We start from the raw sequence: 23071 nt of genomic DNA on the forward strand, positions 1-23071 counted from the left end.
CCCAGGCGCCGGGGGCGGCGTCGGCGGCCGCCTCGGCCTGGGCGGAGGCGGCCAGCAGGCCCGCCTCGGCCGCGGCCAGGCGGCGCCCCAGGCGGCGCGCCCGCCACAGCGCGGCGCCGGCCAGCAGCAACGCCGCCAGCGCCGCCGCGTAGCCCGGCAGGGCCGGGTCGCGCGGCGGCTGGTAGAGGAAGCCGTCGAGGGAGAAATCGGCCGGCAGCATGCCCAGCGTCGTGTAGGCGGCGGCGATGGCGCGCCAGCGCTGCGGGTCGCTGTGGCCCAGCTCCGTCACGTTCTGCGCCAGCAGGGCCGTCATGTGCTGGGCTTCGTAGAGCAATTGCTCGCGGCTGTGGCTGTCCGGATAGCGCGCCCGTATCAGGTCGGCGATCTCGTCCTGGTGGGCCATCGCGTAGGCCCAGCCGCGCAGCGTCGCCGCGCGCAGCGCCTGGACGCGCCGCGGATGCTCGCGCAACTCGCTTTCGGTGGTGTACAGATTGTCGCCGTAAAAGTCGATGCCGGCCTGGCGCGGCGCGATCAAGTCGTAGCCGATGTGGCTGCGGTCGAGCACATACGGCGCCTCGTTCAGGTAGACGGTCATGGCGTCGACCTTGCCGCCGATCAAATCGTCGAAATTGTAGCTGTGCGTGACTTGGCGCACCTCGCCCAGATTGATGCCGCGGGCGCGGAAATAGGCGCGGATCTCATCGTCGCCGCTGGCGATCATCATGCGGCTGCCGGCCCACTGGCGGCGCGGGCTGCCGTCGTCGAGGCGGCGCACGGCCAGCGCCGTGGCCGAATGCTGGAAGATGGGCGCCAGCACGACGAGGGGCTGGCCGGCGCCGCGCTTGAGCAGCAAGTCACTGCCGCCGACGCCGTACTGGGCGGCGCCGTCGAGCACGCTGTGCACGGGGTCGCTGCCGGGCACGGCCTCGCGCAGCGTCACGTCGAGGCCGGCGGCGCGGTAATAGCCCTGCTCCTGGGCCGCGTAATAGCCGGCGAACTGGAACTGGTGGCGCCATTTCAGCTGCAGCGTGACCTTTTCCGCCGCTTGCGCGCCGCCGCCGGCCAGCAGCGCGCAGGCGAGCGCCCACAGCGGCAGGCGCCGGCGGCGGGACGCGCGGAGAGGCGGAGGGCGGCGTGGCGGCAAGAGCATCCCTTTCAAGGGCGGGGTACGGTTCAGGGGCTTTTTCCCGAGCAACTATAGCATCGAATATTTAGCCGCAGGGTTTACTTTTGCAAGCTTTCGCCACTCCGGAGCGATGGCCGACGTTTGGCGGCTTTGGGGGCGGTTTGGCCGGCGTAGCGTGACATTTCGTGAGAATTGCCGGGCCCGGCTCAAGCGAAGCTGCCGGCGAACTGGTAGCGGTGGCCCGGGTGCCACATGGTCGCGATCGACGCCACCTGGCCGCCGGAGCGGGTCTGGCGGCGCAGCACCAGGCAAGCCTGGCGCGTGTCCACGGCCAGCATCTCGGCGATGTCGCGCGGCGGCGACAGGGCCTCGATGCTGTAGGTGGCGCCCTGCAGCGGCGCGGCCGACATCAGGTACTCGTTCGGCGTGACCGTGGCGAAATCCTGCTGCATGTACTCGGGCGCGCACAGCGGGTTGACCCAGCGGTCCTCGACCTGGATCGGCACGCCGTTCTCGTAATGGACGATGAGCGAGTGGAACAGCGCCAGCTCGGGCGCCAGGTCGAACTGCCGGGCCAGCAGGTCGGAGGCCCGGGCCCGCTCCAGCAACTGCAAGCTGCTGCGGTGCACGTGGCCGCGGGCGCGGATCTCGTCGGCGATGCTCTTGATCTCAAGCAAAGTGGCCTGGTATTTCTGCTGGGCCACATAGGTGCCCGAACCCTGGCGGCGCGTCAGCACCTGCTCCGTGGTCAACTCGCGCACGGCGCGGTTGACCGTCATGCGCGAGACGCCGAACTGCTTGACCAGCGCCTGCTCGGACGGAATCACATCGCCCTCCTTCCAGCGCCCGGCGGCGATCTCGGCCAACAAATAGTCCTTGATGCGCTGAAAAATGGGGGTGTTTTCCTGCGAAACTTGATCGTCCAATATACTCTCCGAATGCCGCCTGCGGGCGGTGCCGGTAGCGATTCTAGCACCGCGGGGCGGCGCCGCGATTCAAAAGCAAGCGGCGGGATGAAACGGCGCGGCCGCTCCGCTATCATCCGGAGCTAGCCCACCAACCTCCGGGAGCAAGCCATGAGCAGCACCGCCTACGCCAGCGACGCGCAACGCTGGGCCGCCGTACAGCAGCGCGACAGCGGCGCCGACGGCGTCTTCTACTACTCCGTGCGCAGCACCGGCGTCTACTGCCGGCCCTCGTGCGCGGCGCGGCCGGCGCTGCGCCGCAACGTCGCCTTCCACGCCAGCCGCGAAGAGGCCGAGCAGGCCGGCTTCCGGCCCTGCCTGCGCTGCAAGCCGGACCAGCCGCCGCTGGCCGAGCGGCGCGCCGCCGCCGTCGCGCAAGCCTGCCGCCTGATCGACGCGGCCGAGCAGGCGCCGGACCTGGACGCGCTGGCGGCGGCGGTCGGCATGAGCCGCTTCCACTTCCACCGCATCTTCAAGGCGCAGACCGGCATCACGCCGAAAGCCTACGCGGCGGCGCGGCGCGGCGCGCGCGTGCGGGCCGAGCTGGCGCAGGGCGGCAGCGTCACCGACGCCGTCTACGCGGCCGGCTACAACTCCAGCGGGCGCTTCTACGCCGGCGCGGCGGGGCTGCTGGGCATGAGCCCGCGCGCCTTCCGCGCCGGCGGCAGCGGCGCGGCCATCCGCTTCGCCATCGGCGCCTGCGACCTGGGCGCCATCCTCGTCGCGGCCACCGAGCGGGGCATCTGCGCCATCCTGCTGGGCGACGACCCGGACGCGCTGGCGCGCGACCTGCAAGACCGCTTCCCGCGCGCCGAACTGCTGGGCGCCGAAGCGGACTTCGAACAGACGGTGGCGCGCGTCGTCGCCCTCGTCGAAGCGCCGGAAATCGGCCTCGACCTGCCGCTCGACGTGCGCGGCACGGCCTTCCAGCAGCGCGTCTGGCAAGCGCTGCGCGAGATCCCGGCGGGGCGCACCGTCAGCTACGCCGAACTGGCGGCGCTGGTGGGCGCGCCGAAGGGCGCGCGGGCCGTCGCCGGCGCCTGCGCGGCGAACGCCCTGGCCGTCGCCATCCCCTGCCACCGCGTCGTGCGCAACGACGGCAGCCTGTCCGGCTACCGCTGGGGCGTGGAGCGCAAACAAGCCCTGCTGGCCCGCGAGGCCGGCAAATAAACAACATTGGGGTCAGGTCTAGACATGGCGGTTTTTGTGTAAGCAACATTGGGGTCAGGTCTAGACATGGCGGTTTTTGGGCGGCGGAGGGCCCTTATTTCCGGAAAAAGTTTTTGGAAAATCGTGCTCTGTCCCCGAAAAAAGCGGTTGACTTAGTTGTATAGACAACCTATCCTGCAAGGACGCGAGGGGCGTTTCCGCCCACTCTCACCGCCCACCCGAGGAGACGATATGAGCAAAGAGATGCATAGCCTGGAGCAAGATCCCCGTTACGACGCCAGCCGCGAGGTGCGCGCCCCCCGCGGCACCGAGCGCGTCTGCAAGAGTTGGCAGGCCGAGGCCGCCTATCGCATGTTGCAAAACAATCTGGACCCCGAGGTGGCGGAGAATCCCAAGCATCTGGTGGTGTATGGCGGCATCGGCCGCGCCGCCCGCAACTGGGCCTGCTTCGACCAGATCCTCGCCTCGCTGCGCGAGCTGGAGGACGACCAGACGCTGCTGATCCAGTCGGGCAAGCCGGTCGGCGTCTTCCAGACCCACGAGAACGCGCCGCGCGTGCTGATCGCCAATTCCAACCTGGTGCCGAAGTGGGCCAACTGGGAGCATTTCAACGAGCTGGACCGCCAGGGCCTGTTCATGTACGGCCAGATGACGGCCGGCAGCTGGATTTACATCGGCACCCAGGGCATCGTCCAGGGCACCTATGAAACCTTCGCCGAGGCCGGGCGCCAGCATTTCGGCGGCGACTGGGGCGGCCGCTGGATCCTCACCGCCGGCCTGGGCGGCATGGGCGGCGCGCAGCCGCTGGCCGCGACGATGGCCGGCGCCGTCTCGCTGAATATCGAGTGCCAGCAGAGCAGCATCGACTTCCGCCTGCGCACCCGCTACCTGGACAAGCAGGCCGCCAGCATCGACGAGGCGCTGGAGCTGGTCAAGTACCACACCGAGCGCAAGGAGGCCATTTCCATCGGCTTGCTGGGCAACGCCGCCGAGGTGCTGCCGGAGCTGGTCAAGCGCGCCAAGGCCGGCGGCATCGTGCCGGACCTGGTCACCGACCAGACCTCGGCCCACGATTTGATCAACGGCTACCTGCCGCGCGGCTGGAGCGTGGCGGACTGGAAGGCGGCCCAGCAGGACCCGCAGCGCCACGCCCGCCTGACGGCCGCCGCCGCCGACTCCTGCGCCGCCCACGTGCAGGCGATGCTGGACTTCCACGCGATGGGCGTGCCCACCGTCGACTACGGCAACAACATCCGCCAGGTCGCCTTCGACCACGGCCTGGCCAACGCCTTCGATTTCCCCGGCTTCGTGCCGGCGTATATCCGGCCGCAGTTCTGCGAGGGCCGCGGCCCGTTCCGCTGGGTGGCGCTGTCGGGCGATCCTGAGGATATCTACAAGACCGACGCCAAGATCAAGGAGCTGTTCCCCGAGCAGACCCAGGTGCACCACTGGCTCGACATGGCGCGCGAGCGCATCGCCTTCCAGGGCCTGCCGGCGCGCATCTGCTGGCTGGGACTGGGCGAGCGCCACCTGGCCGGCCTGGCCTTCAACGAGATGGTGCGCAGCGGCGAGCTGAAGGCGCCCATCGTCATCGGCCGCGACCACCTCGACACCGGCTCGGTGGCCAGTCCGAACCGCGAGACGGAGAGCATGAAGGACGGCACCGACGCCGTGTCCGACTGGCCGCTGCTGAACGCGATGCTGAACACGGCCGGCGGCGCCACCTGGGTGTCGCTGCACCACGGCGGCGGCGTCGGCATGGGATACTCGCAGCATTCCGGCATGGTCATCGTCGCCGACGGCAGCGACGCGGCGGCCAAGCGCCTGGCGCGCGTGCTGGTCAACGACAGCGGCTCGGGCGTGATGCGCCACGCCGACGCCGGCTACGAGACGGCGGCCGCCTGCGCCAAGCGCAACGGCCTGAACCTGCCGATGATCAAGTAAGCGCCGCACACCTTATATATACCCATATCTAGAGAGAGACCATGAACAACACCACCACAAGCTGGACCCTGAAACCGGGCGCGATGACGCTGGCCGACCTGCGCGCCGTCTGGGCCGCGCCGGCCAGGCTGGTGCTGGCCGAGCAAGCCTATCCGGTGATCGAGGCATCGGCCGCCGCCGTGCGCGCCATCGTCGCCAAGGGCGACGCCGCCTACGGCATCAACACCGGTTTCGGCCTGCTGGCGAAGACCCGCATCCCCGACGACAAGCTGGAACAACTGCAGCGCAACCTGATCCTGTCGCACTCGGTGGGCACCGGCGAGCTGCTGTCGGACGCCGTGGTGCGCCTGATCATGCTGATGAAGATCGGCAGCCTGGCGCGCGGCTTCTCCGGCGTGCGCCCGCTGATCGTCGACACCCTGATCGCGCTGTACAACGCCGGCGTCATGCCGGCCATTCCGGCCAAGGGCTCGGTCGGCGCCTCCGGCGACCTGGCGCCGCTGTCGCACATGACGCTGGCCATGCTGGGCGTGGGCGAGGTGCGCGTCAACGGCGAGATCATGCAGGCCGCCGACGCGCTCAAGGCGGCCGGCATCGCGCCGGTCGTGCTGGCGGCGAAAGAGGGCCTGGCGCTGATCAACGGCACCCAGGTGTCGACCGGCCTGGCGCTGCACGGCCTGTTCATGGCCGAGCGCCTGCTCGAGGCGGGCATGGTCACCGGCGCGCTGTCGCTCGACGCCGCCAAGGGCAGCGACGCGCCGTTCGACGCCCGCGTCCACGCGGTGCGCGGCCAGCCCGGCCAGATCGCCGCCGCGGCGATGTACCGGCAGCTGGTGGCGAACAGCGCGATCCGCGCCTCGCACCTGGTCGGCGACGAGCGCGTGCAAGACCCGTACAGCCTGCGCTGCCAGCCGCAGGTGATGGGCGCCTGCCTGGACCTGATCGTCAACGCCGGCCGCACGCTGCTGATCGAAGCGAACGCCGTCACCGACAACCCGCTGATCTTCCAGGAAGCCGGCGACGGCCTGGCGAAGATCGTCTCGGGCGGTAATTTCCACGCCGAGCCGGTGGCCTTCGCGGCCGACACGCTGGCGCTGGCGATCGCCGAAATCGGCGCGCTGTCGGAGCGCCGCATCGCCCTGCTGATCGACGCCACCCTGTCGGGCCTGCCGCCGTTCCTGGTGCGCGACCCCGGCGTCAATTCCGGCTTCATGATCGCCCACGTGACGGCCGCCGCGCTGGCCTCGGAGAACAAGTCGATGGCGCATCCGGCCAGCGTCGACAGCCTGCCGACCTCGGCCAACCAGGAAGACCATGTCAGCATGGCCACCTACGCCGGGCGCCGCCTGGACGACATGGCGCACAACACCGCCGTCATCGTCGGCATCGAACTGCTGGCGGCCGCCCAGGGCATCGACTTCCACCGTCCGCTGAAGACCTCGCCGCACCTGGAGCATGTGCACCAGCAGTTGCGCCAGAAGGTCGCCTTCTTCGACGCCGACCGCTTCTTCGCGCCGGACATCGAGGCGGCCAAGCAGATGGTGGTGCGCGGCGAGTTGAGCGCCTCCTGCCACAGCCTGTTCGCCCCGCTGTACGCCTAAAACCCAAGCAGACCAGCCCGGGCCGCGGCGCTCCGGGCGCAAGGAGACTTTAGATGGACTTCCGATTTAACGCAGGCAGCATTCCCCTGCTGGTGTCGATGCCGCACGTCGGCACCGACATCCCGGACGAGGTCGCGGCCCGCCTCACGCCCGCCGCGCTGGACAAGGCCGACACCGACTGGCACCTGGTCGAGCTGTACGGCTTTCTGCGCGAGATGGGCGCCTCGACGCTGGCGGCGCGCTGGTCGCGCTACGCGATCGACCTGAACCGCCCGCAGGAAAACACCAATTTGTATCCGGGCCAGGACAGCACCGGCCTGTGCCCGCTCGACACCTTCCACAGCGAGCCGCTGTACCTGCCGGGGCAGGCGCCGGACGAGGCCGAGGTGCAAAGGCGCCTGCGGCGCTACTGGCAGCCCTACCACGATCAGTTGCGCGCGGAGCTCGAGCGCATGCTGGCCATCCACGGCACCGTGGTGCTGTGGGACGCCCATTCGATCGCCTCGGTGGTGCCGCGCTTTTTCGACGGCAAGCTGCCCGACCTGAACTTCGGCACGGCCGACGGCGCCAGTTGCGCGCCCGGCTTGAGCGCCGCCGTGACGGCGCCGGCGCTGGCGCAGCAGCGCTTCACGACGGCCGTGAACGGCCGCTTCAAGGGCGGCCACATCACGCGCCACTACGGCCGGCCCGGCGCCAACGTGCACGCCATCCAGCTGGAGATGTGCCAGTGCCTGTACATGGACGAGGCGGCGCCGTTCGGCTACCGCGCCGACCTGGCGGCGCAGGTGCAGGACCTGCTGCGCCAGATGACGACGGCCGCCGCCGATTGGGCGCGCCGGTGAGCGCGCTGTTCGCGCGCCACGCGCTGCTGCCGGACGGCTGGCAACGGGACGTGCTGCTGGAGTGGCATGAAAACGGCGACTTGCTCCAGGTGCGGGCCGGCGCGGCCCAGCCCGCCGGCGTCGAGGCGGCCGCCTACGTGCTGCCCGGCATGGTCAACCTGCATTCGCATTCCTTCCAGCGCGCGCTGGGCGGCCTGACGGAGAAGGCCGGCGACGGCCCGGACAGCTTCTGGACCTGGCGCGACCTGATGTACCGCTTCGCGCGCAATATCACGCCCGAGCATATCGAGGCCATCGCGGCCCAGTTGTTTACCGAATGCCTGCGCCACGGCTACACAGCCGTGTGCGAATTCCACTACGTGCAGCGCGATCCGGGCGGCGCCATGTACGCGCGCCCGGCCGAGACGGCCGAGCGGGTCATCGCCGCGTCGCGCCACAGCGGCATCGGCATCACCATGCTGCCGGTGCTGTACAGCTATTCCGGCTTCGGCGAAGTGGCCTTGAAGCCGGAGCAGAACCGCTTCAAGACCGGCCCCGACGACGTCCTGAACATCGTCGCCGCGCTGGAGCCGCTGCGCGACGGCCAGACCGAAGTCGGCTTCGCGCCGCATTCGCTGCGCGCCGCCACGGTGGCGCAGATCAACGAGGTGCTGGTGGCGCTGCCGCCGCAGCGGCCGGTGCACATCCACATCGCCGAGCAGCAGCAGGAAGTGGCGCAGTCGGTGGCCTGGTGCGGACGCCGTCCGGTGCAGTGGCTGCTCGACCAGGTCGCCGTCGACCGGCGCTGGTGCCTGGTGCACGCCACCCATCTGATGCGCGACGAGGTCGACAATCTGGCCGCCAGCGAGGCCGTCGCCGGCCTGTGCCCGACCACCGAGGCGAACCTCGGCGACGGCCTGTTCCCGCTGCCCGAGTTCATCGCCGCCGGCGGGCGTTTCGGCATCGGCAGCGACAGCCATATATCGCAGGGCGCGGTGGAAGAGCTGCGCTGGCTGGAATACGGCCAGCGCCTGCAGCACCGCAGCCGCAACGTCGCGCACACGGACGGCCAGCGCCACGTCGGCGACTTCCTCTGGCAGGGCGCCCTGCAGGGCGGGGCGCAGGCATCCGGCCGCCGCCTCGGCGCGCTGGCGCCGGGCAAGCGCGCCGACCTGATCGTGCTCGACGACGACCATCCCAACCTGTGCGGCGTCGCGCTGCAGGACGTGCTGGGCAGCTTCATCTTCTGCGGCAACGACAACCTGGTGCGCGACGTGCTCGCCGGCGGCCGCTGGGTGGTGCGCCAGCAGCGCCACGTGGCGCAGGACGCCATCACCGCGCGCTACAAGCGCACGCTGGCCGAACTGCGGCGGTTCTGAGCATGGCCCAGTTCATCGCCCATGCAAACCTGCTGGCCACGGCGTGGAAAAACGGCGCCGGCAGCACCACGGAAATCGCCGTCTTCCCGCGCGGCGCCGGCTTCGACGACTTCGACTGGCGCATCAGCCTGGCGAGCATCGCCCGCAGCGGCGCGTTTTCCGTCTTTCCCGGCATCGACCGCAGCCTGTGCCTGGTGAGCGGCGAGGGCGTCACGTTGACGCTGGACGGCGCGCGCCGCGTCGCCCTCAACGCCGCCAGTCCGCTGATCCGCTTTCCCGGCGAGGCGGCGGTGCACGCCGACGTCGCCGCGCTGACCACCGACTTCAACGTGATGACGCGGCGCAGCCGCTGCAGCCACCAGTTCGAGCGCCTCGCCGCGCCGGCCGAACTGGCGCGGCGCGGCCAGACCACGCTGCTGTTCGTCGCCGACGGCGCCGGCGTCGTCGCGCGCGGCGGCGGGCAGCAATTCAAGCTTGGCCGTTTCGACGCGCTGCTGCTCGACGCCGGCGACGCCACGCACTGGTCGCTGGACGCGGACGGCGGCGCGAGCGTGTTCGTGACCGACCTCATCACCTGACCAAAGAAGGCCGCAATCATGCAGAATTGGGACGTGCTCTACACGAATGTTCACCTGGCGACGATGGCCGACGGCTACTGCGAAATCCTTGACGGCGCCATCGCCGTCAAGGACGGCAGGATCGCCTGGCTGGGGCCGCGCGCCGAGCTGCCGGCCAGCGCCTGCCGCGTCGTCGACGGCGCGGGCTGCTGGCTCACGCCCGGCCTGATCGACTGCCACAGCCACATCGTCCACGCCGGCAACCGCAGCGACGAATTCGAGGCGCGCCTGAACGGCGCCACCTACGAGGACATCAGCAAGGCCGGCGGCGGCATCATGTCGACGGTGCGCGCCACCCGCGCCGCCAGCGACGCGGAGCTGCTGCGGCAAAGCCTGCCGCGCGTGGCCAGCCTGCTGGCCGAGGGCGTGACGACGCTGGAAATCAAATCCGGCTACGGCCTGTCGCTGGAGTCGGAAGAGAAAATGCTGCGCGTGGCGCGCCGCGTCGGCCAGGTGCTGCCGGTGACGGTGGCCACCACCTTCCTCGGCGCGCACGCGCTGCCGCCGGAGTACGCCGGCCGCGCCGACGACTACATCGACGCCGTGTGCGAACAGATGCTGCCGGCGCTGGCCGGCGCCGGCCTGGTCGACGCCGTCGACGCCTTCTGCGAGCGCATCGGATTTTCCGCCGCGCAGACCGAGCGCGTGTTCCGCGCCGCGCGCGCGCACGGCCTGCCGGTCAAGCTGCACGCCGAGCAGCTGTCGGACCAGGGCGGCAGCGAACTGGTGGCGCGCTACGACGGGCTGTCGGCCGACCACCTGGAGTACCTGACGCCGGCCGGCATCGCCGCGATGGCGCGGCACGGCAGCGTCGCCGTGCTGCTGCCGGGCGCCTACTACTTTTTGCGCGACACGCAGCCGCCGCCGGTGGCCGCGCTGCGCGCCGCCGGCGTGCCCATGGCCGTGGCCACCGACTGCAACCCGGGCACCTCGCCGATGACTTCGCTGCTGTTGGCGATGAACATGGTTTGCACGCTGTGGCGCCTGACGCCGCAGGAGGCGCTGGCCGGCTGTACCCTGCACGCCGCCCGCGCGCTGGGGCTGCAGGAGCAGGTGGGCAGCCTGGCCGTCGGCAAACGCGCCGACTTCGCGCTGTGGCGGATCGCCCGTCCGGCCGACCTGTCGTATGCGATCGGCTTTAATCCCTGCTGCGGCGTCGTCAATGGCGGCGTCTGGCGCGCGCCGGTGGTAAGCTTGCCGCTCTGACCAAAGCCCTTGCGTCGTCCGCCCGCCTGGCGCCGGCGGCGCCGCGACGCAGCGGCCGGTCGATACCTGCGGAGTACGCGTGCGCGCCAAACCTGTATTCGCCTGTTTCCTCGCCCTGATGCTGTGCGTCGGCGGCGCGGCGGCCGACACCCTCAAAATCGGCTCGAAGCGCTTCACCGAGTCCTACATCCTCGGCGAAATCCTGACGCAGACGGTGGCGCCGCTGGCGCCGGCCGAGCACCGCCAGGGCCTGGGCAACACGGCCATCGTGCTGGCCGCGCTGCGCGCCGGCGACATCGACGTCTACCCCGAATACATCGGCACCATCGCCGGCGAAATCCTCAAGCACGCCACGGCGGTTCCGCTGGCGCAGATCGAACGCGAACTGGCCCCGCTCGGCCTGGGCGTGGCGGTGCCGCTCGGCTTCAACAACAGTTATGCGCTGGCGCTGCGCGCCGACGCGCCCGCCATCACCCGCCTGAGCGAGCTGACCGGCCACCCCGGGCTGAAATTTGGCCTGTCGCATGAATTCATCGGCCGCGCCGACGGCTGGCCCGGCCTGGCGGCGCGCTACGGCCTGGCGCAGCGTCCGCGCGGCCTCGACCACGGCATCGCCTACACGGCGCTGGCGCAGCGCCAGGTCGACGTCATCGACATCTATTCGACCGACGCCAAGATCAGCCAGTACGGCTTGCGCGTGCTGGCCGACGACCTCGGCTACTTTCCCCGCTACGACGCCGTGCTGCTGTACCGGCTCGACGCGGTGCGCCGCCTGCCCGCCGCGTGGCGGGCGCTGCAGGGGCTGCAAGGGCGCATCAAGGAAGCGGACATGATCGCCATGAACGCGGCCGTCGAAATCGGCGGCAAGAGCTTCGCCGCCGTGGCGGCGGACTGGCTGGCGTCCGGCAAGGCGGCCGCGCCGCGGCAGGGCGGCGCGGCGGGGCCGGGGCTGCTGGCGAAAATCGTCGACGGCAATCTGTGGACGCTGACGCGCCAGCACGTCACCTTGGTGCTGCTGTCGGTCGTGCTGGCCTGCGCGGCCGGCATTCCGCTCGGCGTGCTGGCGGCGTACTCGCCGCGCCTGCGGCAAAGCGTGCTGGCGCTGGTCGGCGTGCTGCAAACCGTGCCCTCGCTGGCGCTGCTGGCGATGCTCATTCCGCTGCTGGGCCGGATCGGCACGGCGCCGGCGCTGGTCGCGCTGTTCGTCTATGCGCTGCTGCCCGTCGTGCGCAACACCTGCACCGGCATGCTGCAGGTGCCGCAGGGCCTGCGGCTGGCGGCGCTGGCGCTGGGCTTGCGCCGGCGCCAGCGCCTGCTGCATGTGGACTTGCCGCTGGCCCTGCCGGTGATTTTGGCCGGCGTCAAGACGGCCGCGGTGATGAGCGTGGGGACGGCGACGATTGCCGCCTTCATCGGCGCCGGCGGCTACGGCGAGCGCATCACCATCGGCCTGGCGCTGAACGATAACGATATGCTGCTGGCCGGCGCCATTCCGGCCGCCCTGCTGGCGCTGCTCACCCAGGGCTTGTTCGAGCTGCTGGAGCGCTATGCCGGCGCGCGCGGCTAGCGCCTACAGCGAGTGCAGCTTGGAACGCACGGCGACGACTTCCCGGTGCAAAATCTTTTCCGCATAAAAATCGTTCTCGCGTTGCGCCGCGATCGCCTGCAAGTCGCGCGTGTAGCGCGCCAGCCGCGAGCGCAGATAGGCCCGGTAGACGAGCGTGGCGATTGGATGGTCCGATATTTTCATGGTGCGGGCTCCCTGTCGGTAACGGAAGTTTTATTTTGTGGGAGGGTGGAGACGCGATCTTTGCGCTGCATCAATGACATCGGTGAAACAAAGGAGCAGGCGGACGCAACACAGTTTGAGGCCACGCAATGCACGCCGCCTCCGAACTGCCAGAATGGTCGTTCGTCCAGGGCCACCGTCCTGCCCTTATCCGCGTCACCCGAGGAGATCCGCATGCTTGTAACCGCAACATTTCTGCTGTGCGTAGCCTGCGTCAAGGCATATCAAATATGGCTGAGGTCGAAACAGGAGGCCGGCGCCAGCGTGGCCGCCCACCCCAGCGTCGGCATGCACGGTGCGCTCGTCGAACCGAGACGGTAAGCCGGCGGCGCGGCGCCCGTGCGCCATTCGGTAACTTTCTGTAACCTCGGCCCTTAGCCGGTAAGTAATTGTAAAGAGGCGCGTTTGCGCCATCGACGCGGGTTATATTGAACCCGTTGATTCAACCCCTCCCACCCAACTGACATTGGGTTTCTCCCACGGCGCGCTAGCACGTGGGTTTTTTTTTGCCGCAAGGTTCATGGCGCCTGCGGTGCCCCTTCCGGGGCGGGCGCCGGCGACAGCAGGGCCCAGGCCACGCTGGACAGGCACAGCAGCATGCCCAGCCATTCGCCGGGCCCCGGACGGTAGTGTTCCAGCTGGACCGACAGCAACACGGACAGGACGGGCGTGACGACGCCGATATACACGGCTTTTTGCGAGCCGATGCGGTCGATCAGCGTGAAATAGGCGCCGAAGGCGACCACCGAGCCGAACAGCGCCAGATACAGCAGGCCGATCCAGTAGCGCGGCGTCGCCGGCAGGCGCAGCGGCTGGCCGCTGAGGGCCACCCAGACGGCCACCATCGCGCTGCCCCACAGCATGGCCCACGCCATCGTCAACAACACATTCGACGACTGCTCGCGCACCTTGACGACGATCACATTGCCGATCGAACTGGCAATGGTCGCCGCCAGCGCCAGCGCGAAGCCCAGCATGAAGCGGCCGCTGCCGCCGTTCAGCATGTCTTGCCACGACGCCTCGATCGACGGATAGAACAGCAAGGTCACGCCGCACATCGCCACGGCCGCCGCGCACCAGGTGCGCCAGCTCAGCGCGGTGCCGAAGGCGACGCGGTTGCACAGGGGATTCCAGAACACCATCAGGGCGAACAGCACGCTGACCAGTCCCGACACCAGATATTGCTCCGAGCTGTAAGTGCAGACATAGCTGAAGCCGAACGTGGCGAAGCCTTGCAGCAGCAACCAGCGCTGGGTGCGCCAGGGCAGGCGCAGGCGGTCGCCGCGCGCCCGGCACCAGGCGAACAGGACGGCGGCCGCCAGGCCGAAGCGGTACATCACGGAGACGGCCGGCGCCACCTCGCCCAGTTGCAGCGTGATGGCCCAGAAGGTGGAACCCCAGATCAGGGTGGCGATGAGGAAGAGGAGGGGGGAGGACATCGGGGCAGTATACGGTTTGTCGCAACACTTTGCCCGGCGTCTAGCTTGGCGGCGATTCTGGCCGGTCCAGCAACAGTGGCTTGAGCGAGCGCAGTTGCGCGGCAGTCTGGCGCAAACGGCGGCATGCCTCAATTACCATTGTTAAAACGGCTATAAATTAATCCCCAGTGCAAGTAATGAAAGGTCGGTCATGCGCACCTCGCTCCCCTTCAAAGTGGCGACACTGCTCGGTTACGTTCTGGGCAGCACCGCACTTGTCGTCTTGCTGGCCGAGGGACGGGCGCCGGCGCTGCTCGCCGCCGGGCCGTTTGGCTAATTTCCGCGCTTGCCAGTTGGTTCAATGCGTGACGCGGGTCTTTCTGCCGTCCGACAACAGGCGCACCCGTTCGCCGGGACGGAACAGCTCGTCGGCATCCTGGGTGATCGCGCGCAGCTCGCCGCTGTCCAGGCGCACCGTGATTTCGACGCCGGCATGGCGCTTCATATTCGCCTCGACGTTGTCGCCGGCCAGGCCGCCGGCGACGGCGCCCAGAATGCCGGCCGCCACCGAGCCGTTGCCGCCGCCGACGGTCGAGCCGGCCAAGCCGCCCAGCGCCGCGCCCGTCAGCGCGCCGGTGCCGCTGTTGCCCTTGTCGATGCGCACTTCGCGCACGGATTCGACGGTGGCGATGCGCACCGTCTGTTCGTTCTGTGCTTGCCGGCTGGTATAGATGCTGCCGGAATTGGGCGCCACCACGCAGCCGGCCAAGCCCGCGGCCATGGTGGAAACGAGGGCCAGCGTCATCAGTGCTTTCATGCTTCACTCCATTCGACAAAATTTGTTATTTTTGGGCCGCGACGCAGTGCCCGGCGGCCGGATTACAGCATGCTTAGCTTAACGATAATCCGTTTTGCTAACTAGTTCTAAGAAGTAATAAACTGTTACCGCCGCGCTCTGTCCTGGGCTCAGTAGGCCAGTTTCAGGCGGCGGTACAGGAAACTCAGTACGAAGAGCGGGCCGATCAGCAGGAAGCGCAAGTCTTCCAGGAACGAGGGCTTCTTGCCCTCGATCTGATGGCCGATGAACTGGCCGATCCAGGCCAGCACGAAGATGGACAGCGACAGCGGCAGCACGGTGACCGGCGGCAGCGCCAGCAGCAATGCCAGCATGGCGGCCGTCATCAGCAGCATGCCGACGGCAAACGGCTTCGACAGCTGGACGTAGTAGTACAGCGAGGCCAGGCTGGCGGCGACGGCCAGCAGCGGGTGCAGCGTCCACAGCAGGCCGAGCAGGGTGAAGACGATCACCGGCACGCAGATGCAGTGGATCACTTCGTTGACGGGGTTCAAATGGCTTTCGCGGTAGCGGGCCAGCAGGATGTCGATGCTTCTTGGCTCGGGCATGGGGCGTCTCCGGTTGTGTCGGCTTGTTGCCGTGCTTGCAAATTCTACACCGGAACTGTGCCGCCTCCTCCGGCGGCAATATGACGCCCGCCCGCCGACGCAAACATCGCCGCACTGGGTAGAATGTCAAGATATGAACACCCTATCCAATATTGATGCGGAAGATCAACTGCCGCGAAAGCGCTGTTTCGCGCCCGTTGTCGATGCGCGCACCCGCCTGCTGGTGTTGGGAAGCTTGCCGGGCGAGAAGTCGCTGGCCCTGCAGGAATACTATGGAAATCGGCAAAATCGCTTCTGGTTCCTGATGTCGGAAGTGACCGGAGTGGAACTGGTGCCGCTCGACTACCCGGCGCGCCTGCAAACGCTGCTGGAGCATGGCGTCGGGCTGTGGGACGTGGTGGCCGAGGCGCATCGTCCGGGCAGCCTGGACAGCCGCATCCGCGACCGTGACGATAACGACTTGCTCGCGCTGCTAGCCCGCTTTCCCAATGTAATGGCGATTGCCTTCAATGGCGGCACGGCGGCACGATTGGGCTTGAAAGTGCTGGGCGAGCATGCCTCAAACTACCAAATCGTGCCGTTGCCATCCAGCAGCCCGGCCTATACCTTGTCCCCCGCCGAAAAATTGCTGCAATGGCGGGTGTTGGCGCGCATCCTCGATCCCGTGCCCGGCTGAGCGCGGGCGCGTCCGCGCCGCCGGCCCGCCCGTCACACGCCGGCAGCCGGCAAGGTCTTGCTGAACTGCGACACGCCGTTCAAGTCCAGCAGTTCCACCGTCATCGCCTTCGTTTGCGGGTCGATGTTGACCTCGCCGAAGAACTGGAAGCCGGCGAACGGCGAGGAGTTCTGCACCACGGGCCACTTGGAAAACACCTCGGTCGGGCCGAAGGTCTTGTCCAGCTTGCCCGGGCCGAAGGAGCCGGCGTTCATCGGCCCGGCGACGAATTCCCAGAACGGCGCGAAGTCGGTGAAGTGCGCCTTGGCCGGGTCGTAGTAGTGGGCCGCGCAGTAGTGCACGTCGGTGGTGATCCAGACCACGTTCCGGATCGCCTTGATGCTTTTGAGCAGGCGCGCCATTTCCAGTTCGCGCCCCGAGGCCGGGCCGTCGTTGCCGTTGGCGATGGCCTCCCACATGGCCACGCCCAGCGCGTCCTTGCCGTCGCCCACCTGCAGGCCGATCGGCATGTCGGCCGCGATCACCTTCCACGTCGCGGTCGAGGCCGCCAATTCGGCGATCAGCCAGTCCACCTGGGCCGTGCCGAGGAAGGCCGAGCTGGCGTCTTCGACGGTTTGCAGATTGGTGCTGTTCGGGCCGCGGTAGCTGCGCATGTCGAGCACGAACACGTCCAGCAGCGGGCCGTAGGACAGGCTGCGGTAGATGCGTTGCGGCTCGGACTGCTTGTAGTAGCGCATGGGCGCGTATTCGAGGAAGGCGCGGCGGCCGCGCGCGGCCAGCGTGGCCACGTTCTTCTCCGTGTAGCGGGCGTCGGCCGCCAGGTTCTTCGCGCCGCTGTAGTTGTTGGTCACCTCATGGTCGTCCCACTGCCAGATCTGCGGCACCTGGGCGGCGAACTTGCGGAAGTTCAGGTCCAGCGTGTTGTAGGCGTGGCGGCCGCGGTATTCCTTCAGCGTTTCGGCCACTTTGCTCACTTCCTCGGTGACGAGGCTTTTCCAGAGCTGGCCGTTTTCCGCCTTCACTTCGGCCAGGATGGGGCCGTCCGCGTAGACGGTGTCGCCGTTGTGGATGAAAAAATCCGGGTCGCGCTTGCGCATCGCCTCGTAGATCTTGACGCCGCCGAATTCCGTGTTGATGCCCCAGCCCTGGCCGGCGTTGTCGCCGCTCCAGTGGAAGCGCACCGGCCGCTTGCCGTCGGCCGCCGGCATGGTGCGGAACTGGCCGGCCAGGGTTTCGCTTTCGATGCGGCCGTTGTCCGGGTCGACGTAGCGCACGCGCACGAACACGGTTTGCCCCGCCGGCAGGCCCGTCAGGTCGACCCGCGTGGTGAAGTCGGTGGCCTCGCCGGCGTAGGGGCCGACGATGCGGCTGGCGTTGGCGAAGCGCTCGCTGGTGTCGTATTCGACGATCATTTGCGCTGTGCGGTCGCTGCGGCTCCAGATGACGGCCTTGTCGGCCGTGACGTCGCCGAACTGTATGCCCGAGAGCAGTTTCGGCCGCTCGGCCTCGTTGACGATGACGGCCGGCGCCGCGCTGCCGCCGCAGCCGCCCAGCAGCAGCGAACCGTTCAATGCCGCGCCGCCGGCCAGGATGCCGCTTTGCGAGAGAAAGCGGCGGCGTGAGAGGATGGATGTCATGCGGGGCTCCAGAGTGGCGTTGCCCCCGAGTGTAGGTGGTGCTTATGACATGTTGATGAATTGTCAGCGCTGCGCTTTGCAGGCTACGGCGAAGTCGACGTGGTAGTGCTCGTCGTGGCGCACCCACGGCCGGCGCTTCATGAACGTCAGATGCCGTTTCAGGTAGGGGCCGCGCGGCGTCGCCAGCAGCGCCGGCAGGTAGGCCGTGTCGAAGATCACCTGGGTGATGCCGGCGCCGCGCGCCTTGGCGGCTGCGTGCAACTGGTACAGATGCTCGGCGATGGCGGAGAAGTCGATGCGGTAGTCCTGGTAGCGGGCCTGGGCGTCGAACTCGATGTCATAGCCGAAGCGGTTTAGCGGGCTGGTCGGCAATGCCGCGGAGCGTCCCTCGCCGTTGCGCACGGGCACGAAGAAATCGACGGACAGCCCGTTCTGGTGGGTTTTATGCGGGCGGAAGCGGCCGCCGTCCGGCCCGCCCGTTTCACCGTAGACATAGGTCGTCGACGGGCTGGCCGCCGCCAGGGCCGCGTAGGCCGTCGTCAGGATGGCCGCCACCTCGGAGTGCACATAAGTGCGGCCGGCCGCCGCGGCCAGCGCGCTGTAGGCGCTGAAGTTGGCACCGCCGGCGGGCAGCTTGACGCCGCCTTCGAGGCGGCCATTGCTGACGCTGCCGTAGCATTGGCTGGCGGCGCCGGCCTGCGCCGGCAGGGCGCCGAGGGCGAGGGTGAGAAAGAGGGCGAGATGGCGCATGTCTGTTGCTGGCTGATCTGGTGGCGGGCCCGTATTGGCGCCGACGATTATAGCGAGCCCGGGCCGGGCTTGCCGTTCTCCCCGCCCGCTTAAATCCGCTCGCTCTCCTTGCGCACCACACGCCCGACGATCAGGCACTCGTTGCCGCGGCACATTTTGCGGTGGTATTTGCGCTGGTCGGGATTGTCCGAGGTTAACCACCACTGGCCGATGTCGCGCGACAGGCGCTTGACCACCGGCTCTCCCTCGTAGTTGACGGCGAACACGACACCGTCGGCCGGCTGCGTGTCGGCCGTGTTGACGATGACCACGTCGTCCTGGAACAGGGCCGGCTCCATGCTTTCGCCCTTGACCTTGATCGCCACCAGCCGCTCCGGCTGGAAGCCGTTGCGCTCGACCCAGGTGCGCGGCACGCTGATGATGCCGCCGTCATAGTTCTCCGGTTCGATGCTGAAGCCGGTGATGCCCGCCGACAGGCGCAGCCTGACCTTGCGGATTTGGCAGAAGCGCTCGTCGTCGCTTTCCGCCACCACCACGCTGCGCAGCCCCGCCAGTCCGGCCGCTTCGTCCGCCGGCGCGGCGCCCTGGTCGAAGTACATCGCGCCTATGCCCAAGTCGCTTTCCAGCTTGCGGGCGATTTTTTCGCTGAAGGCGCGGCCTTCGCGGTAGGTCGGCGACAGGATCTGTGAAATCCGCGCCTCGCTCCAACTACTCGCATCGGCAATATTTTTGCGCAAATTGCCGTATTTGTCCCGTAACAGGGCCAGCAGGCGGTCGCGTCTGTATTGATACATATCCATGTCCCTATTAGACCTTAAATTTATCGTTTGATAAATTACCAAATGCTTGACTTTAACATTACCAAACGCTAAAGTCGAGTCTTGAAGCGATGCCAGCCGCATTCAGGCGGGCTCAACAACAACAGGAGCACACGATGTACGAAGTAAGGCCAATCACGCGTCCGATTGACGCGCCCGGGGCGCCGGCGAAGGCGGCGGCACAGCACGAGACAAAGCCGGAGGGCTTGGCGGCCGCAGCCGCCCCGGACCGGGCGCGGTCCGCTTGAGCGGCGCGGCGCGGGGGACTGAGCACATGGACAGATACGGCCGCAGCAGGCGTTCGCGCGACCTCATCGTCGGCATCGCCCGCTTTATCGAGGAGCGGGGCGAGGCCAGCGCCGCCGAGGTGTTGGCGCACACGGGCACGAGCGCCGGCACCGTCAGCCGCTACCTGCGGCATATGTGTGAGGTCGGCATGCTCCATCTGGCGGCCCGGCACTGCACGCTGGCGGGCAGCCAGCGCGCCGCCGTGTATGCCTGCGGCCCGGCGGAGGAGGCCGGCGACTGCCTGGGCGCGCAGCGCGGCGTCACGCTGCGCGCCCAGTGGCCGCAGGGCAGGGCGGTGCGCGACCCGCTGGTGGCGGCCCTGTTCGGGCCGGCCGGCGCGGCGCTGTCCAAGGCGGCGTGAGGCCGGCCCGGCAGGCCATGCCAACGCGGCAAACAGAATTCAGCGCGCCACCGGCGGCGTGCCTAACAGGGAGAAACAATATGGGATTTGCGGAAAAATTTATTGCATCGTTGGGTTCGCGTGATCTGCGCGACGATGCCTTCCACCACGACCTGGACGTCATCGCCGCGGCCGCGCTGGCGGGCGACATCGGCGCGCTGCTGTGCCGCGTCAAATATGCCGACGGCACGGTGAATCGCCTGTTTGAGGGCAATGCGGGCAATCTGGCGCAACTGCTGCGTATCTGGACTTGCAAGGTCGGCGAGAAGGGCCGGGCGCGGCGCTGGGTCAAGACGAACACGGCCTGGGACGCGCAGGCGGCCAACACCCTGTACCGCCGGGTGGCGGAGGCATCGCTGGCGCACTGGCTGGACGGCAAATGCAAACCATGCGGCGGCACGGGCGTGGCGGCGCGGCATGCCGCCTGTCCGGCCTGCGCCGGCAGCGGCAACGCCGCCGTCACCTGCTCCGGCGGCTTCGAACGGGAAAAAATCAAGGACATGGTCAGCGAACTGGAGAACCTGATGCAGTCGCACCATGCGCGCGCGGCACGGCTGCTGGGGCGCCGTTGACGATGGGCGGCGGCCACGGCGGCGCCGCCAAATAAGCTTGAAAAAAGATTTGTGAAATATGTGTCGGCAAGAAAACGCAGGCCCTACAATGCAGACTGCTTCACGAAATTGTTTGTGCAGCCAAGGAGAGTACGATTTGAATTAAACCACCCGATTACCGACTTTCCCCACTCGTAATAGACGCGACAGCATCCGCGACACCGATAGGGGAAATTTGCGCCAATACCAGCCGCCCCACGCGGCTCGATTTGCGCACACATTTTGTTCCGGCTCACCGCGCACTATAGCCGCGGGAGCCAACACCGGGCCCGGCGCGTCACTGCGAGCGGGCCTTTTCATTTTCCACAGCAGTTCCCCAGATCGCCGCGGCGGTCTTTTTTTTAACCTTCAAGGGTAATACACATGGCATCGACAGCAAACGGCATTGACAGCGTCATCGTTATCAGCAAACAGTCCGCCGAAGGCAGCAAGGCATTGAGCGGCGGCGGCCAGGTCTATCCGCGGGTGACGGCGACCTTCGACACGGACGCCGACAAATATTCCAGCAACGAGATCGACCCCAGCCAGCAACAGGTCGACACCCGCCTGGGCAACTTCCGCACCTCCGGCGCCATCAAGGCCGAGGCCGCGTGCGGCACCTATGCGCCGCTGATGGCGGCGCTGCTGCGCCGCGACTTCAGCGCCGGCGGCGCGACGGCGGCGCAGACGACCATCGCCGCCGCCGCCGGCGGCCTGACCCGCTCGGCGGGTTCCTGGCTGGCCGACGGCTTCGACGCCGGCAACATCGTGCGCATCAGCGGCATGGCGGCGCCGGCCGCCGGCAACAACGCGAAGAACTTCTTCGTCACCTCCGTCACCGCGACCAATCTGAACGGCCAGTTCATGGACGGCTCGGCGATGGTCGCCAAGGCCGCCGGCGACACCGTCAGCGTCGCCGCCGCCGGCAAGCGTAGCTTCACCCCGCTCACCGGCCACACCACCGACTGGTTCACCGCCGAAGTGCAGGAAACGAAAATCGGCGTGAACCGCAGCTTCGTCGACCAGCTCGTCAGCAAGATGGACATCGCGGTGCAGCCGAACGGCATCGCGACGCTGGACTTCACGCTGATGGGTAAGGCGGAAGGCCCGTCCACGCCGGCGCCCTACTTCACGGCCCCGGCCGCCGCGCCCGTGACGGGCAAGTTCTCCGGCGCCACCGCGCTGCTGTCGGTGAACGGCATTCCCTCGCAGATCTGTACCGGCCTGTCGCTGTCGCTGGACGGCCAGGTCAAGGTCGACCCGGTGATCGGCTCGAAGTACGCGACGGCCGCCTCGCGCGGCAAGGTGCTCGGCTCCGGCCAGTTCACCGTGCTGCTGCAGGACGCCGCCTACCTCGACTACTTCAAGTCCGAGGCGGAAATCCCGCTGGCCTATGCGATGGCCTCGGGCACGGCGCCGCTGGCCGACGTGCTGGGCCTGGCGATGGGCCGCATCAAGATCACCTCGGCCAAGGTCGACGACGGCGAGAAGAACAAGATCGTCACCTGCGCCTTCGACGTGCTGCGCTACAAGGGCGCCGATGCCCAGCATGAGGCGACCACCGTGACGATCCAGGACAGCACGCTGTAAGCAAGGCGGGCGACGTTTCGCCCGCGCCGGGGCCGCCGCGACGGCGGCCCTTTTTCCATCCATTTTTTACATTGAAAGCAATCACCATGAACAACGCACAAAAAATCCAGGCCGGCTTCGACATCACCAATCTCTCCGGCAACGCCAAAGCGGTGACCTTCGACGTGCCCGTCATCGTCGACGCCGACGGCGAACCGGTGGCCGGCCTGACCATCGTCGGCAAAAACAGCGAGGAATACCGCGTCGCCAACAACGCCGTGCGCGCCGAGGGCTACAAGAAATCGGCGCGCCGCAAGACCGCGATCGACGCCTCGACCGACGAGGGCGCCGAGCAACTGGTGCAAGCCATCGACGGCAACCAGAAACGCCTGGCGCTGGCCGTCGTGACCGGCTGGTACGGCTTCACCCACGACGGCGCGCCGGCGCCGATGGACAAGGCGCTGCTCGAAGCGGCCTTCGACAAATACCCGACGTGGCAGGAAAAGGTCACGCTGGCGCTGGAAAATGACGCCAATTTTTTGAAGGTCTAATCGCCGCCCTGCTGCTCTACGCCGAGCATCATTTCGAGCGCTCGGCCAGGGCGGCGGACGGCAACGCCAAGGGCGCGCATCTGGACGCGGCCAAGCGGCATCCGCTGTACCGGGCGGCGGCGGAGCAGGCCGCGCCGCCGCTGCCGTACGAGCTCGCCCACATCTGGGAGTGGTTCGTCCAGCTCAACCGCAAGCGCCAGAACGGCATGGCGCTGAATCCGCTGTCCAGCGCCGAGATTCTCGCCTGGCAGCGGCGCCACCGCCTCGACATCGAACCGTTCGAGCACGCGGCGCTGGACCGCCTGGACGCGCTGTACCTGTCGCACCAGAGCGTCAAGGAATAGCGGCGCAT

At 68.1% G+C, this 23071-nt stretch carries 24 protein-coding genes; 15 read left to right on the forward strand and 9 right to left on the reverse strand.

The annotated features are described in order from the left end of the window. Nucleotides 1-1144, reverse strand: a 1144-nt coding sequence (locus tag OIK44_RS13330) for an ABC transporter substrate-binding protein (protein ID WP_273671253.1), incomplete at its 3' end; no start/stop codon positions are given. 188 nt (nucleotides 1145-1332) lie between these two features. Continuing rightward, nucleotides 1333-2052, reverse strand: a complete 720-nt coding sequence (hutC, locus tag OIK44_RS13335) for a histidine utilization repressor (protein ID WP_273671255.1) — start codon at nucleotides 2050-2052, stop codon at nucleotides 1333-1335. A 150-nt stretch (nucleotides 2053-2202) separates the two neighbouring features. Between hutC and ada the strand changes: the two genes are divergently transcribed. The 8 genes from ada (at nucleotide 2203) to OIK44_RS13375 (ending at nucleotide 12396) form a co-directional block, all read left to right on the forward strand. Next, entirely contained in the window at nucleotides 2203-3261 is a 1059-nt protein-coding gene (ada, locus tag OIK44_RS13340) for a bifunctional DNA-binding transcriptional regulator/O6-methylguanine-DNA methyltransferase Ada (RefSeq protein WP_273671256.1), read from the forward strand. A gap of 231 nt (nucleotides 3262-3492) precedes the next feature. Further along, a complete protein-coding gene (gene hutU / locus OIK44_RS13345; RefSeq protein ID WP_273671257.1) occupies nucleotides 3493-5205 on the forward strand; it encodes a urocanate hydratase in 1713 nt (570 codons plus the stop codon). A gap of 41 nt (nucleotides 5206-5246) precedes the next feature. Next, complete coding sequence (gene hutH, locus OIK44_RS13350; protein ID WP_273671258.1) at nucleotides 5247-6806, forward strand: histidine ammonia-lyase; 1560 nt, start codon at nucleotides 5247-5249, stop codon at nucleotides 6804-6806. Between the two features lie 53 nt (nucleotides 6807-6859). Then, nucleotides 6860-7648, forward strand: a complete 789-nt coding sequence (gene hutG, locus OIK44_RS13355) for an N-formylglutamate deformylase (RefSeq protein ID WP_273671259.1) — start codon at nucleotides 6860-6862, stop codon at nucleotides 7646-7648. Then, nucleotides 7645-9006, forward strand: a complete 1362-nt coding sequence (locus OIK44_RS13360; RefSeq protein ID WP_273671260.1) for a formimidoylglutamate deiminase — start codon at nucleotides 7645-7647, stop codon at nucleotides 9004-9006. The genes hutG and OIK44_RS13360 overlap by 4 nt, the downstream gene beginning before the upstream one ends. A gap of 2 nt (nucleotides 9007-9008) precedes the next feature. Continuing rightward, nucleotides 9009-9584 (forward strand): HutD/Ves family protein, encoded by a 576-nt coding sequence (locus tag OIK44_RS13365; RefSeq protein ID WP_273671261.1) that lies wholly within the window; start codon nucleotides 9009-9011, stop codon nucleotides 9582-9584. 18 nt (nucleotides 9585-9602) lie between these two features. Further along, nucleotides 9603-10829, forward strand: coding sequence for an imidazolonepropionase (gene hutI / locus OIK44_RS13370; protein WP_273671262.1), 1227 nt, complete (start codon nucleotides 9603-9605; stop codon nucleotides 10827-10829). A gap of 118 nt (nucleotides 10830-10947) precedes the next feature. Continuing rightward, nucleotides 10948-12396 carry a glycine betaine ABC transporter substrate-binding protein gene (locus tag OIK44_RS13375; RefSeq protein WP_273671976.1) on the forward strand — a complete coding sequence of 483 codons (1449 nt, stop codon included), beginning with the start codon at nucleotides 10948-10950 and terminating at the stop codon, nucleotides 12394-12396. 3 nt (nucleotides 12397-12399) lie between these two features. Here OIK44_RS13375 and OIK44_RS13380 read toward each other — a convergent pair whose 3' ends face one another. After that, nucleotides 12400-12579, reverse strand: a complete 180-nt coding sequence (locus tag OIK44_RS13380) for a hypothetical protein (protein ID WP_273671263.1) — start codon at nucleotides 12577-12579, stop codon at nucleotides 12400-12402. 557 nt (nucleotides 12580-13136) lie between these two features. Then, nucleotides 13137-14057 (reverse strand): DMT family transporter, encoded by a 921-nt coding sequence (locus tag OIK44_RS13385; protein WP_273671264.1) that lies wholly within the window; start codon nucleotides 14055-14057, stop codon nucleotides 13137-13139. 190 nt (nucleotides 14058-14247) lie between these two features. Here OIK44_RS13385 and OIK44_RS13390 point away from each other — a divergent pair, with 190 nt between their 5' ends. Further along, a complete protein-coding gene (locus OIK44_RS13390) occupies nucleotides 14248-14373 on the forward strand; it encodes a hypothetical protein (protein ID WP_273671265.1) in 126 nt (41 codons plus the stop codon). Between the two features lie 21 nt (nucleotides 14374-14394). On the opposite strand, the gene OIK44_RS13395 is transcribed toward OIK44_RS13390, so the two are convergent. Both OIK44_RS13395 and OIK44_RS13400 read right to left on the reverse strand, forming a co-directional pair. Continuing rightward, nucleotides 14395-14853 (reverse strand): outer membrane lipoprotein, encoded by a 459-nt coding sequence (locus OIK44_RS13395; RefSeq protein ID WP_273671266.1) that lies wholly within the window; start codon nucleotides 14851-14853, stop codon nucleotides 14395-14397. Between the two features lie 149 nt (nucleotides 14854-15002). Continuing rightward, entirely contained in the window at nucleotides 15003-15440 is a 438-nt protein-coding gene (locus OIK44_RS13400) for an Mpo1 family 2-hydroxy fatty acid dioxygenase (protein WP_273671267.1), read from the reverse strand. Nucleotides 15441-15573: 133 nt separating this feature from the next. Between OIK44_RS13400 and OIK44_RS13405 the strand changes: the two genes are divergently transcribed. Then, nucleotides 15574-16116: a DNA-deoxyinosine glycosylase gene (locus tag OIK44_RS13405; RefSeq protein WP_273671268.1), complete on the forward strand. Its 543-nt coding sequence runs from the start codon at nucleotides 15574-15576 to the stop codon at nucleotides 16114-16116. Between the two features lie 32 nt (nucleotides 16117-16148). Here the strand turns inward: OIK44_RS13405 and OIK44_RS13410 are convergent, their stop codons facing one another. The 3 genes from OIK44_RS13410 to OIK44_RS13420 form a co-directional block, all read right to left on the reverse strand. Continuing rightward, nucleotides 16149-17753 carry an alkaline phosphatase D family protein gene (locus tag OIK44_RS13410; protein ID WP_273671269.1) on the reverse strand — a complete coding sequence of 535 codons (1605 nt, stop codon included), beginning with the start codon at nucleotides 17751-17753 and terminating at the stop codon, nucleotides 16149-16151. Between the two features lie 63 nt (nucleotides 17754-17816). Continuing rightward, the gene (locus OIK44_RS13415) at nucleotides 17817-18503 is read right to left on the reverse strand and encodes a penicillin-insensitive murein endopeptidase (RefSeq protein WP_273671270.1); all 687 of its coding nucleotides are present in this window, start codon (nucleotides 18501-18503) and stop codon (nucleotides 17817-17819) included. Between the two features lie 89 nt (nucleotides 18504-18592). Next, on the reverse strand, nucleotides 18593-19297 hold the full coding sequence (locus OIK44_RS13420) for a S24 family peptidase (RefSeq protein ID WP_273671271.1): 705 nt from the start codon (nucleotides 19295-19297) through the stop codon (nucleotides 18593-18595). Between the two features lie 298 nt (nucleotides 19298-19595). Here OIK44_RS13420 and OIK44_RS13425 point away from each other — a divergent pair, with 298 nt between their 5' ends. The 5 genes from OIK44_RS13425 (at nucleotide 19596) to OIK44_RS25705 (ending at nucleotide 23063) form a co-directional block, all read left to right on the forward strand. Beyond that, nucleotides 19596-19970, forward strand: a complete 375-nt coding sequence (locus OIK44_RS13425; RefSeq protein WP_273671272.1) for a helix-turn-helix domain-containing protein — start codon at nucleotides 19596-19598, stop codon at nucleotides 19968-19970. 80 nt (nucleotides 19971-20050) lie between these two features. After that, nucleotides 20051-20581, forward strand: a complete 531-nt coding sequence (locus OIK44_RS13430; protein ID WP_273671273.1) for a hypothetical protein — start codon at nucleotides 20051-20053, stop codon at nucleotides 20579-20581. Between the two features lie 402 nt (nucleotides 20582-20983). Further along, a complete protein-coding gene (locus OIK44_RS13435; RefSeq protein ID WP_273671274.1) occupies nucleotides 20984-22189 on the forward strand; it encodes a phage tail tube protein in 1206 nt (401 codons plus the stop codon). Nucleotides 22190-22275: 86 nt separating this feature from the next. Then, on the forward strand, nucleotides 22276-22719 hold the full coding sequence (locus OIK44_RS13440; RefSeq protein WP_273671275.1) for a hypothetical protein: 444 nt from the start codon (nucleotides 22276-22278) through the stop codon (nucleotides 22717-22719). A gap of 104 nt (nucleotides 22720-22823) precedes the next feature. Continuing rightward, nucleotides 22824-23063 (forward strand): phage tail assembly chaperone, encoded by a 240-nt coding sequence (locus tag OIK44_RS25705; RefSeq protein ID WP_420213849.1) that lies wholly within the window; start codon nucleotides 22824-22826, stop codon nucleotides 23061-23063. The last annotated feature ends 8 nt before the right edge of the window (nucleotides 23064-23071 follow it).

The organism is Janthinobacterium fluminis (assembly GCF_028595325.1).
Classification (GTDB): domain Bacteria; phylum Pseudomonadota; class Gammaproteobacteria; order Burkholderiales; family Burkholderiaceae_D; genus Janthinobacterium; species Janthinobacterium fluminis.

Bases quoted from the DNA above. Each gene is read 5' to 3' on its own strand.
- ada (WP_273671256.1), top strand. From the start codon at position 2,203: ATGAGCAGCACCGCCTACGCCAGCGACGCGCAACGCTGGGCCGCCGTA.
- hutU (WP_273671257.1), top strand. From the start codon at position 3,493: ATGAGCAAAGAGATGCATAGCCTGGAGCAAGATCCCCGTTACGACGCC.
- hutH (WP_273671258.1), top strand. From the start codon at position 5,247: ATGAACAACACCACCACAAGCTGGACCCTGAAACCGGGCGCGATGACG.
- hutG (WP_273671259.1), top strand. From the start codon at position 6,860: ATGGACTTCCGATTTAACGCAGGCAGCATTCCCCTGCTGGTGTCGATG.
- OIK44_RS13365 (WP_273671261.1), top strand. From the start codon at position 9,009: ATGGCCCAGTTCATCGCCCATGCAAACCTGCTGGCCACGGCGTGGAAA.
- hutI (WP_273671262.1), top strand. From the start codon at position 9,603: ATGCAGAATTGGGACGTGCTCTACACGAATGTTCACCTGGCGACGATG.
- OIK44_RS13375 (WP_273671976.1), top strand. From the start codon at position 10,948: ATGCTGTGCGTCGGCGGCGCGGCGGCCGACACCCTCAAAATCGGCTCG.
- OIK44_RS13380 (WP_273671263.1), bottom strand. From the start codon at position 12,579: ATGAAAATATCGGACCATCCAATCGCCACGCTCGTCTACCGGGCCTAT.
- OIK44_RS13385 (WP_273671264.1), bottom strand. From the start codon at position 14,057: ATGTCCTCCCCCCTCCTCTTCCTCATCGCCACCCTGATCTGGGGTTCC.
- OIK44_RS13390 (WP_273671265.1), top strand. From the start codon at position 14,248: ATGCGCACCTCGCTCCCCTTCAAAGTGGCGACACTGCTCGGTTACGTT.
- OIK44_RS13395 (WP_273671266.1), bottom strand. From the start codon at position 14,853: ATGAAAGCACTGATGACGCTGGCCCTCGTTTCCACCATGGCCGCGGGC.
- OIK44_RS13400 (WP_273671267.1), bottom strand. From the start codon at position 15,440: ATGCCCGAGCCAAGAAGCATCGACATCCTGCTGGCCCGCTACCGCGAA.
- OIK44_RS13405 (WP_273671268.1), top strand. From the start codon at position 15,574: ATGAACACCCTATCCAATATTGATGCGGAAGATCAACTGCCGCGAAAG.
- OIK44_RS13410 (WP_273671269.1), bottom strand. From the start codon at position 17,753: ATGACATCCATCCTCTCACGCCGCCGCTTTCTCTCGCAAAGCGGCATC.
- OIK44_RS13415 (WP_273671270.1), bottom strand. From the start codon at position 18,503: ATGCGCCATCTCGCCCTCTTTCTCACCCTCGCCCTCGGCGCCCTGCCG.
- OIK44_RS13420 (WP_273671271.1), bottom strand. From the start codon at position 19,297: ATGTATCAATACAGACGCGACCGCCTGCTGGCCCTGTTACGGGACAAA.
- OIK44_RS13425 (WP_273671272.1), top strand. From the start codon at position 19,596: ATGGACAGATACGGCCGCAGCAGGCGTTCGCGCGACCTCATCGTCGGC.
- OIK44_RS13430 (WP_273671273.1), top strand. From the start codon at position 20,051: ATGGGATTTGCGGAAAAATTTATTGCATCGTTGGGTTCGCGTGATCTG.
- OIK44_RS13435 (WP_273671274.1), top strand. From the start codon at position 20,984: ATGGCATCGACAGCAAACGGCATTGACAGCGTCATCGTTATCAGCAAA.
- OIK44_RS13440 (WP_273671275.1), top strand. From the start codon at position 22,276: ATGAACAACGCACAAAAAATCCAGGCCGGCTTCGACATCACCAATCTC.